9 protein-coding genes are annotated in these 10,102 nt (G+C 57.7%); 3 read left to right on the forward strand and 6 right to left on the reverse strand.

Annotated features, from left to right (window positions below; genetic code table 11):
• Nucleotides 1-179: 179 nt before the first annotated feature.
• Both NW819_RS05195 and NW819_RS05200 read right to left on the reverse strand, forming a co-directional pair.
• Nucleotides 180-602: a plastocyanin/azurin family copper-binding protein gene (locus NW819_RS05195; RefSeq protein ID WP_414413100.1), complete on the reverse strand. Its 423-nt coding sequence runs from the start codon at nucleotides 600-602 to the stop codon at nucleotides 180-182.
• Nucleotides 603-810: 208 nt separating this feature from the next.
• Entirely contained in the window at nucleotides 811-1,548 is a 738-nt protein-coding gene (locus NW819_RS05200; protein WP_414413101.1) for a 4'-phosphopantetheinyl transferase family protein, read from the reverse strand.
• On the opposite strand from NW819_RS05200, the gene NW819_RS05205 reads away from it, so the two are divergent.
• Together NW819_RS05205 and htpG are read left to right on the forward strand one after the other, a co-directional pair.
• Nucleotides 1,547-3,016: an LCP family protein gene (locus NW819_RS05205; RefSeq protein WP_414413102.1), complete on the forward strand. Its 1,470-nt coding sequence runs from the start codon at nucleotides 1,547-1,549 to the stop codon at nucleotides 3,014-3,016. The genes NW819_RS05200 and NW819_RS05205 overlap by 2 nt on opposite strands.
• Before the next feature lie 107 nt (nucleotides 3,017-3,123).
• On the forward strand, nucleotides 3,124-4,983 hold the full coding sequence (gene htpG, locus NW819_RS05210; RefSeq protein ID WP_414349755.1) for a molecular chaperone HtpG: 1,860 nt from the start codon (nucleotides 3,124-3,126) through the stop codon (nucleotides 4,981-4,983).
• On the opposite strand, the gene ribH is transcribed toward htpG, so the two are convergent.
• The gene (ribH, locus tag NW819_RS05215) at nucleotides 4,977-5,561 is read right to left on the reverse strand and encodes a 6,7-dimethyl-8-ribityllumazine synthase (protein WP_011432636.1); all 585 of its coding nucleotides are present in this window, start codon (nucleotides 5,559-5,561) and stop codon (nucleotides 4,977-4,979) included. The two genes, htpG and ribH, sit on opposite strands and share 7 nt — an antisense overlap.
• Before the next feature lie 385 nt (nucleotides 5,562-5,946).
• Between ribH and glnT the strand changes: the two genes are divergently transcribed.
• Nucleotides 5,947-7,245 carry a type III glutamate--ammonia ligase gene (glnT, locus tag NW819_RS05220; RefSeq protein ID WP_414413103.1) on the forward strand — a complete coding sequence of 433 codons (1,299 nt, stop codon included), beginning with the start codon at nucleotides 5,947-5,949 and terminating at the stop codon, nucleotides 7,243-7,245.
• A gap of 63 nt (nucleotides 7,246-7,308) precedes the next feature.
• Here glnT and NW819_RS05225 read toward each other — a convergent pair whose 3' ends face one another.
• The 3 genes from NW819_RS05225 to NW819_RS05235 form a co-directional block, all read right to left on the reverse strand.
• Entirely contained in the window at nucleotides 7,309-8,175 is an 867-nt protein-coding gene (locus NW819_RS05225) for a shikimate dehydrogenase (protein WP_011432639.1), read from the reverse strand.
• Nucleotides 8,176-8,237: 62 nt separating this feature from the next.
• Nucleotides 8,238-8,741, reverse strand: coding sequence for a hypothetical protein (locus NW819_RS05230; RefSeq protein ID WP_414413104.1), 504 nt, complete (start codon nucleotides 8,739-8,741; stop codon nucleotides 8,238-8,240).
• 47 nt (nucleotides 8,742-8,788) lie between these two features.
• The coding region (locus NW819_RS05235) for a response regulator (protein ID WP_414413105.1) at nucleotides 8,789-10,102 on the reverse strand (1,314 nt) is incomplete at its 5' end.

The raw sequence follows: 10,102 nt of genomic DNA on the forward strand, positions 1-10,102 counted from the left end.
TCCGAAAGGGGGGGCCTGCTCTTTCGAGGGGAAGCTGCCTGGCATCCCCGAGTCGAGTGTTCCGCGTTCGCGTCGGCAGCGCGAAGGGCTTTGGGCGTGAGCGGGTTTTTCATGGATTGGCCTGGCAGCGTCTTTCTCTTTTCTATCCCCTTTTGGCCGGGTAGCCTAGGAAGAGGATCTCAATCGCCGATGGTAATCTGCCCCACCATACCTGCTTCTGCATGGCCGGGAATGGTGCAAACCAAAGCGTAGACTCCAGATTTCAGGGGAATAAATTGCCACTCCACCGAAGCGCCTGGCTTCAGTTCCAATTCTCGGATCTGGCCCTTAATTTCCACGCCGGCCACGTCCAGCTTGCGGGTCCAGACGGCATCGGCAAAATCCTTGGCGCTGAAATAGTGCTTCAGTTGGCTGGGGTTGCTCAGGCGGAGACGGTAGAGGCTGCCGTTGCGAAAAGACAGTTCCTTGGGCACAAACACCAACTGATTGTCGGCAGTACCCAACTCAACCACCTTCTCCTGCGGCGTTTGTCTGGAGAGATCCCGCGCCCATACCGGATGCGGGATCCCAATCATGAGAACCGATAGCCAAATTCCCAGCACCAGGAAATGACAGAACCTGTTTAACATTGCAACAACGAGGAGAGAGGAAAGAGCAAAGAGAAAAGAGCAACGAGGAGAGAGAAAAGAGCAAAGAGAAGAGATTCCTCCTTCTCACTTCTCACTCCTCCCTTCTCACTCCTCTGCGAGTAGCCTGGAAACTCAAGATAGCATCTCTAGGCGGAGAGGTTTTGATTCCCTTCTGCCCTGTCTAGCCATCCACATCCTCGTAGAGCCGCACGGCTGGGGCTTCCTCTCCGTCTTTCCTTATTTCAAGGGCTACCGCAGCGACGTAGCCACCGGCAACCCGAAGGGGTAGGGTTACCCAGCAAGAGTCCCCGTCCAAAGCTCTGGAGCCGGCCAGACCCCTGCCTGTTCCCTTCAGGAGCGCCTCCTTTTGTGTCCACATTTGAAAGAAAAGGGCATCCCGCTCTGGAGCTGGACAGCTGGCCAAACGGCCCTGCTCAGCAGCCGAAAAGTAGCGCTGGGCGATGCGCTGCCAGCGGAGCACAGGTCGAACCCATTCCAGATCCACTCCAATGCGGTATTGCCATCTCAGGCCGATCAGGACGCGCTCGTGGGAGTGGCTGAGGTTGAACTGCAGCGGCAGGGGTGGATCCCGCCAGTAGGGTTTGCCGGTAGAACTGTGGTCGAGGGGGATCCCCTGGGGCGGAATGCCGCTGTAGCGGCTGAGCAAGCTCCGCAACCCAAGACGACCGGCCAGAAAGCGGCGCCGATCTGCCGGCAGTTGTAAACGCTCTGCCCGCCGACATTCTTCAGGGGAAAGAAGGCCGAGCTGGGGGAGCAACTTCTCCAACGGGGGGACTGTCTGCAGCCAAAGATGCACCTCTGACTTTCCCGACAACGGCTGCAGGGATCCCCCTGTGGCGACTGCTACCTCGCTGAAGTTGGATCCAGACAACTCTGAAAACTGAGGATAGGGTAACATGGCCTTGAATTGGTGGGGTTGGCAACACCACCCAGACAGTACACCCTTTCCTGTACGCGCTCGCGAGGCCTGGTCTGACCTGATGCCCTCCTTCCACTATCCCCCCCGTCCTGACCGTGTCCGCGCAGCTCGTCAGCAGGCTATTCGTCAGGGGATCCTCTGGCTGTTGTTGGGGTTCACGGCTGTGTTGGCGGGTTCTGCCGGTGCCCTCTTGGCCGTGATGTTGCCCCGTCAGGTGATCCCAACTTCCCTCACTCCTGCAGAGCAAGAAGCCTTCCGTCCCGATGCCTTACGGGCTGCGGCTCTGGATCGCTCGTTGCATATCCTCATTCTCGGCACGGACAACCCGGATCCCACCCTGCCCTTGCCCACAGAGCGAGATCGCTTCCACACCCGCAGCGACACCATTCTCTTGGCCCGCTTTGATCCCCAGGCGCGGCGGATTACCGTTTTGTCCATCCCCCGCGACACTCGTGTGCGCTTGCCTGGCTTTGGCGTGACCAAGATCAATGCTGCCAACTTGGCAGGGGGCCCGGCGCTGGCGGCCCAGGTGGTCAGCCACTTGATGGGTGGGATCCCGATTGACCGCTACATTCGCCTCAATACCGATGCTCTGGAAGAGCTGATCGACGCGGTGGGCGGCGTGGAAATCTACGTGCCGGAACCGATGCAATACGTGGATCACACCCAGCAGTTGTTTATCCACCTGGAACCCGGCTGGCAACGCCTCAACGGGGAACAAGCCCACCACTTTGCCCGCTTTCGCCGCGATCACCTGGGATTGGGGGATATCGGTCGGGTGCAACGGCAACAGGAATTGCTGCGGGCCCTGAGCCGGGAACTGCTCTCTCCTGCCGTCTGGCCGCGGATCCCGAAGATTTTGCAGGTCGTCCGCACCAACCTCGATACCAACCTCACCTGGGAAGAGGTTCTGAGCTTGGCCAAGTTTGTCCTCACCTCTGGGGGCGATCGCATCGACCTGGTGCTGTTGCCGGGCCGCTTCAGCCAGCCGGGAGAATTTTCCACCAGCTACTGGCTGCCGGATCCAGCCGGGATCCGACGGGTGGCCGTCTCCCACTTTGGCCTGGAGGCAGAGGTAGCCCGCATTCCTCCACACCGCCTGCGCATAGCCGTGCAAAACGCAACCGGAGAGCCGGGGATGGCCCGCCGTATGGTGCAAGAATTGGTGAGGCAAGGATACGTCCATGCTTTTGCTGTGGAAGACAGCACCCAGGTGCTGCAGCAAACGGAGATCCTCGCCCAGAGCGGGGATCGGGAGGGGGCTAAACAGATCCGCGCCGCCATTGGCCTAGGAGAGATGCGGGTAGAGTCCACCGGCGTTCTCAACTCCGACGTCACCATTCGGATCGGCCAGGATTGGGCCCAACAACTTGCTTTGGATGAAGCGCTCCGCACCACTGACGCCAACGGCCAAGCCCAAGCTCCGCCCGGAGCAGCTCAGCTCTAGAGAGCCGGTTCGGTTGCGAGTGCGGATTTCCGAAAAAGAGCCTGCTTGTCGGGGACTTTTCGGTCTCTGTAGATTAGCACTGAGCTTGTTTGAGTGCTGAGCCACCTATGACCGTGCTGGAACAGGGATCCATCACCATCCACACCGAGAACATCTTTCCCATCATCAAGCAGTCTCTCTACTCGGATCGAGAGATCTTCTTGCGGGAGCTGATCTCCAATGCTGCTGATGCCATCACCAAGCTGAAGATGGCCAGCCTTGCCGGCGAAGTGGCAGATCTCCCAGAGCCGGAGATCACGATTGCCCTCAACAAGGAGGCCAAGACCTTAGCGGTGGCCGATAACGGCATTGGCATGACTGCCGAGGAAGTGAAAAAATACATCAACCAGGTGGCTTTTTCCAGCGCTGAAGAGTTCATTCAAAAGTACAAGGGCAAAGACGCAGAGCAAGCAATCATTGGCCACTTTGGTCTAGGATTCTACTCCTCTTTTATGGTGTCGCAGCGGGTGGAGATCGACACCCTCTCCTATCGGCCCGGCAGCACGCCGGTGAAGTGGGCTTGTGACGGCACCACTACTTTTACCCTCTCCGATTCTGAGCGCTCCAGCATCGGCACCACCGTTACCCTTTACATCACCCCCGAAAACGAAGAATACCTGGAGCCAAGCCGCATTCGGGAATTGGTTCGTAAATACTGCGATTTCATCCCCGTTCCCATCAAATTAAACGGGGAAGTGATCAACAAGCAAAAGCCCCTGTGGAGAACCTCACCTTCCGAACTCAAAGATGAGGATTACCTAGAGTTTTATCGCTACCTCTATCCCTTTCAAGAGGATCCCCATTTCTGGGTGCACATCAACACCGACTATCCCTTCATCGTGCAAGGGATCCTCTATTTCCCCAAGTTGCGCCCGGATATTGATCCCACCAAGGGTCAAGTCAAGCTGTTCTGCAATCAAGTCTTTGTCCAAGATAACTGTGAGGAAGTTATCCCCAAGTTCCTCCTACCTCTGCGGGGGGCCATCGACAGTCCGGATATTCCCCTCAACGTCTCTCGCAGCTTCTTGCAAAATGACCGCACCGTAAGACGCATTGGGGATCACGTTGCCAAAAAGGTGGCGGATCGTCTCAATGAACTGTACAGGGAAGATTACGAAAAATACGTCAAGGTCTGGCCCGACATCAGCCTCTTTATGAAGTTTGGGGCGATGAACAACGACAAGTTCTTTGCCCAGATTAAGGATATTCTCATTTTCCGAGTGGCCGGATCCCCTGCTGACAAACCCGAATATGTGACCCTGAAAGCGTACCTGGAGCGCACCCGCGACAAGCAAAACAAGCGAGTTTACTACGCCACCGATGAGGCTGCCCAGAGTGCCTACATCGATCTCCACCGCTCTCAAGGACTGGAAGTGATCATGCTGGATAGCTGGATCGACAGCCACTTCAGCAGCTTTTTGGAGCGGGAATACAAAGAAGAAGGGATCCAATTTAAGCGGGTGGACTCTGAGCTGGATGAAACGCTGGTGGATAAAGACAAAGCCGCCGAAATTGTTGACCCGGTAACGCAAAAAACCCGCAGCCAAAAGTTGATCGATCTCTTCCGACAAGCCCTGGGCAAAGACAAGTTGCAGATCCAAGCAGAAGCCCTTAAATCGGAGTCGGTTCCGGCCATGATCTTGCTGCCGGAGACGCTGCGGCGCCTGCAGGAGCTCAACGCCGTCATCCAGCAAAAGCCGCTGGAGTTTCTGGAAGAGCACACCCTGGTTCTGAACACGGCCCATCCCCTCATCCAAAACCTGCAGTCTCTTGCCGATCAGGGTCGGGATCCCGACTTGGTTCACCTCATCTGCAATCACATCTACGATCTGGCTTTGATTACCCAGAAAAGCTTTGACCCGGCAGCCGTGCGGGCCTTTGTGCAGCGTTCCAACGAAGTGCTGACTCGCCTCACCCGCCGTCAATAAGCAGCGCTGTCCAGGGTAGACTGCAGGGCTTCCGCTCCACCGGGCAGAGACGGACGGGATCCGGCCCCGTTGCCGCTGTGGCCGTAGCTGCCTTGGAGCACGGGGGCAACTTGGCGCATCAGAGTAGCCATCTCCAGGGCACTCATGGCGTATTCCCAACCTTTGTTGCTCTTGACCCCGGCCCGCTCCAGAGCCTGCTGCAGGGTATCGGCGGTGAGGATCCCGAAAATAACCGGCACTCCGGTACGAAATCCTGCCGCTGCAATGCCTTTGGAGACCTCCGCCGCCACATAGTCGAAGTGGGGAGTTTGCCCGCGAATCACTGCCCCCAGGCAGATGATGGCGTCATAACGGCGAGATTGGGCCAGTTGGTGGGCCAGCAAAGGCACCTCAAAACTGCCGGGCACCCAGTAGTAGTCCACCTGCTTGCTCTCCGGGCCGACATCCACACCATGCCGCTTCAGCGCGTCCTGGCACCCTTCTAACAATTTGCCGGTGATTAGGTCGTTAAACCGACCGATGACGATGGCCAGACGCAGATCCTCCGTCTGAACAAAATTGCCCTCGTAAACTGCCATCTACGCTGCTCCAGATCTACCCAAGAGAAGAACAAGCGGGCCGACACGGCAAAACCACGCTTTCCCATCCTAATTCACTTTCACTGAGGGAGCCACGGCGCAGACGCCCCGGCCTTCATGCCCAGAGGTACTGCTCGAAACGATGGCTTGCTGGCCCTCTTGGCATTCAACTTCCACCCCGCCTTGGCAACCATCTGGGCTGACTCAAAAGCGGGAAGGAACATCAACGGGTAATTGTTGGCCAGGGGAGAATTTTCCCATTGCTGCGCAACCCTGGGCGAATACAAATGGCGGTGTTTGTCTTCCTGGCCGTTTCTTTTGATAAAGATCTATTTTTGTGCGGAAAGACACACCTCTACCTGAGGCCAAGACCTAGCTTGGGTGCATGACACAGCCGCTTTCTGAAATTGCCCGCGCCCAAGGGATCAACTACTTTCTGCTCTCTTTTACCGACCTGCTTGGGATCCAACGGGCCAAGCTGGTGCCTGCCTCAGCTATCGACTTCATGGCAGAGGGTCAGGCTGGATTTGCCGGGTTTGCTGCCTGGTTGGACTTGACGCCTGCAGACCCCGATGTGTTTGCCCAGCCGGAGCGCGAGCGCTTGTTTCAACTGCCCTGGCAGCCGGAAGTGGCCTGGATGCCTGCCGATCTAATTCAGGTCAACGGGGATCCCTTGCCACAAACCCCCCGCTGGGTATTGAAGAAGGTGTTGTCCCAAGCAGAAGCTATGGGCTTTCAAGTCAAGACGGGGATCGAATGCGAGTTCATGCTTCTGTCGCCCGAAGAGTGGGCCATTTCCGATGAGCGCGACCAGCAGGCCAAGCCCTGCTATGACCAGCAAAGTTTGATGCGGCGTTTTTCGGTGATCCGGGACATCTGCGATGGCATGCAGAAGCTGGGCTGGGATCCCTATCAAAACGATCACGAAGATGCCAACGGCCAATTTGAAATGAACTGGCGGTTTGACGATGCCCTAGTTACGGCTGATCGCCACGCCTTTTTCAAATACATGGTGAAAAGCATTGCCGAAGAGCATGGCTATCGAGCTACCTTCATGCCCAAACCCTTTGCTCATCTGACAGGCAACGGCTGCCACACCCATATTTCTCTTTGGCAAGGCGAACAAAACCTGTTTGCCGATCCTCAAGGGGAATTGGGGCTTTCTCAACTGGCCTATCACTTCATCGGCGGGGTACTACACCATGCACCTGCTTTGTGTGCCCTCACCAACCCGACGGTCAATTCTTATCGTCGCCTCAATGCCCCTGTCACCCTCTCTGGGGCCACCTGGTCTCCCAATACGATCAGCTACAGCGGCAATAATCGCACCCACGCCATTCGGATCCCGGATGCCGGGCGGTTTGAATTGCGTTTGGCCGATGCTGCCGCCAATCCCTATCTTTTGGCTGCCGGTCTCATTGCCGCCGGCCTGGACGGGATCCAACACCAACGGGATCCTGGCCCCCGCTGCGACAACAACACCTACACGGATCCCCTCCCCAATGCCCCAACGTTGCCCGGCTCTCTGGTCGAAGCCCTCAACCATTTAGACCAAAACACCCTGTTCCGCAGCAGGCTTGGGGATCCCTTTGTAAATGCCTACCTCAAGCTCAAACGCCAACAGTGGCAGGAATACAACCGTCAGATCACGCCCTGGGAGCGGGAAACAACCTTGGATTGCTAGCCCGGTAGTTGTTGTTATCTCATTACACCTTGAGAGAGGGCTTCCAACTGGCCTGGAGTGACCCTAAACCTGGGCCAACTGGTGTTGAGCTGCCTGCCGCATCACCTCTACTGGCACAGGCTTGCCTCCCAGCCAAAGCGACAGGGCCTTGGCCCCCTGGTGAACCAGCATCTCCAGCCCACTGATGGGGGTATGTCCCAACTCGGCGGCCATCCGCAGCAGAGGAGTGGGATCCGGCACATAGATCAGGTCGTAGACGATGGCACCTGGAGACAGCAGGCCCAGTTGCTCCCGGCTCAGGGGGGAAAGCCCTTGACCGGCGGGGGATCCCGGCTTGTGCATGCCCACGGGGGTGGTGTTGACCAAAAGCCGCGTCTGAGACAGGTAGCAATTCAACTCCGCCCAGTTCACCGTCTCCACCTGAGGCCAGGTCTGTTGCAAGGCCAGCAATGAGTTGGGGGATCGCCCTGCCACCCGCACCGGCCCCAGCCCCAACTCCAAACAGCCCTGGATGGCCGCCCGCGCTGCCCCCCCGGATCCCAGAATGAGGGTGGGGATCCCTTTTTCCAGACCCAGCAAAGGCTGCACAAAGCCATCGATATCGGTATTGGTGCCCGCCCACCCGCCCTCTGGCAAGGGGTAAACCGTATTCACCGCCCCCACCGCTGCTGCCCGCGATTCAATCTGATCGAGCAAAGGGAGAATGGCCTGTTTGTGAGGAATCGTCACATTAAACCCCCGCACCCCAATGGCCGCCAGCCCTGCCACCGCCGCCGCCAAGTGTTTTGGAGCCACCGGAAACGGCACATAGCAATAGTTTTCCCCCATAGCTGCCAAAGCAGCATTGTGCATGGCTGGGGATAAGCTGTGGGCCACCGGATCCCCGATTAGACCGAGCAATTGGGTGCTTCCCGAAATCCGACCGTCCACCGGCTCAGCCAACTCCTCAAGGGATCCCTTAAGCCACTCAAGATTTAAAGACGATTTAAAAACTACTGAGACTCCGACTCAACCCGCTGCAGAGTCTGGCGGTAGCGATGGCGCCAGCCGGCCAACGATTCTTCCGAAATGTGGTCGATCAAGGTGCTCATCTCCGCCAGGATCTGATAAACGCGGTCAAAGCTTTGTCGGGTTCGCTCTTCCTGTTCCGGTTGACGCGCCTGCACCATGTACAAGCTCATCTTGATGGTTTGCAGGCGGTTTTTGCCCAAATCTTCTAGCATTTCCCGAATTTGCCCGATTGCCTCCCGCCTCACCTGTCTCTGCCGCCGTCGCAACAGCCAAAAGAGGATCCCGTGGATAACCCCCACCAAAGTGGCGCTGACCGCCGTTGCCGTTTCTAGCGAAAAAGCGCTGCGGCTGGCCACAAAACCACTTAGCAGAATCACCCCTATTCCTACCGCCGTCAAGATGAGCTCAATGTTGTTTAGGAACCATCTTCCTGCTGGTCTCCAGATCCCAGATCCGGCCACTTGACCCTGAAGAATGCCCATCATAGCCTTTTGCACCTCCCTTCCGTCTCTCCCGTTCGCTCAGCCCATCACTACCTGCTCAGCCGCCCCAAGGCCAGGCGCGGTCTTCTGCGGCTCAGTTGACGCTTCAGACAAAGCTGCCGGAGTTTTCGCCGCCGCAAGCGCAAGGGTCTGCGGGCCAGGGATCCCGCTGTGGACAGTTCCGGTGCAGGAGCCTGCATCTTTCGACTCAGCTCTTGATGGTGTTGGCGGAGATCCTCAATCTGCCTGAGGCGAGTCTCCAGCTCTCGGCGCAGTTCGGCGTTTTCTTTTTCCAGACGCTGCAGGCGTTTCAGCAGCTCTGAGGACTCCGTTCCGCTGACGCGGTCGGAAACTGGGATGGGATGGGGAGCGGTCACCACCGAGCTGTGCACATTCCTGCTATCTCGCATAGCCTGGGCAGCCCGACGCAACAGAGCCACCCCCTTGGGATCATCGCTGTCCATGAGGCTGGCCGCTCCAAACTGGAGCTGCACCGGCAGCGCCCGCCCATTCACCACAAAGGGATCCTGAATCATCCGCTGACAGCAGCGTTCGGCAGCCATTTGCGCAGCAGCCAAGGTGCTCCCCGGCAGCAGAATGATAAACTGCCCCTCGTCGTAGCAAAACAGGTCGTCTCCATCGCGCAGGTTATTGGCCAGGCGCTCTCTAAACAGCTTGAGAAGAGCACCCCGACCGTCAGCATCCAGCCCTTGTGCCAGAGAACCGAGGTTGGCCAAGCGCAGCACAAACAAGCTGAGGGGTTCCGATTGGGCACGGGCCTGGGCCACCCGCAGCGGCAAACGAGCCACCAAATCTTGACGGCTACCCACCTCCAAGCCAATTGACTTGGGGGGAGAGGGAGTAGATTTTTGCCCGGTTTTGAGCAGATATTGCTGGCGGCGACTTTCTACAATGCGCAGCCCTGCCCGCACCCGCGTCAGCAGCTCTGCAGCCTGAAAGGGTTTGGAAAGAAACTCATCGGCACCTGCCTCCAAAGCCCGCTCCATGCTATCGTTGCCCTCGCGGGCAGTCATAATGATGTAGTACACCCAAGCATATTCCGGCAGTTGCCGCAGTTGACGGCACAGGTCTAGGCCGTTCAGGGAGGGCATGACCCAATCGGCAATGATCAGATCTGGGGGTTGGCGGCGAATTTGCTCCAGCGCGGAGAGGCCATCCAAAGCATAAGAAATACTGCAGCCCTGCTTGCCCAAAAAGTTGGACAGCATCTCTGCCACCATGTAGCTATCATCCACAATCAGTACACGGGCTTGCAGACTGCCGTCTTGACTTCTGCCAGAGACGAGTTTCGCCTTCTCAGGCGCAGGAGCTGCACTAGCGCTCTCCGGTCTGGGATCCATAGA

This window comes from Synechococcus sp. R8-2, from assembly GCF_047461715.1.
Lineage (GTDB): Bacteria > Cyanobacteriota > Cyanobacteriia > Thermostichales > Thermostichaceae > Thermostichus.